This is a genomic window from Priestia sp. TSO9 (assembly GCF_021029645.1).
Lineage (GTDB): Bacteria > Bacillota > Bacilli > Bacillales > Bacillaceae_H > Priestia > Priestia megaterium_E.
In genome coordinates this window covers 1-243 of sequence record NZ_JAJEKD010000058.1, presented here as the reverse complement: position 1 = coordinate 243, position 243 = coordinate 1, and the positions used below count along the sequence as shown (strand labels likewise).

Sequence of the window (243 nt, the reverse complement as noted above, 5' to 3'; positions counted from 1 at the left end):
AAGCGCCCGTAGCTCAATTGGATAGAGCGTTTGACTACGGATCAAAAGGTTAGGGGTTCGACTCCTCTCGGGCGCGCCATAAACGGGAAGTAGCTCAGCTTGGTAGAGCACTTGGTTTGGGACCAAGGGGTCGCAGGTTCGAATCCTGTCTTCCCGACCATTTATGGGGCCTTAGCTCAGCTGGGAGAGCGCCTGCCTTGCACGCAGGAGGTCAGCGGTTCGATCCCGCTAGGCTCCACCAAT

General features: G+C 57.2%; 3 tRNA genes. All 3 read left to right on the top strand.

The annotated features are described in order from the left end of the window. Positions 1–2: 2 nt before the first annotated feature. The 3 genes from LJC66_RS27635 to LJC66_RS27625 all read left to right on the top strand — a co-directional run bounded on the left by LJC66_RS27635 (position 3) and on the right by LJC66_RS27625 (position 241). A tRNA-Arg gene (locus LJC66_RS27635) sits at positions 3–79 on the top strand. A 4-nt stretch (positions 80–83) separates the two neighbouring features. Then, positions 84–160, top strand: a tRNA-Pro gene (locus LJC66_RS27630). Between the two features lie 5 nt (positions 161–165). Next, a tRNA-Ala gene (locus LJC66_RS27625) sits at positions 166–241 on the top strand. Positions 242–243: the final 2 nt, after the last annotated feature.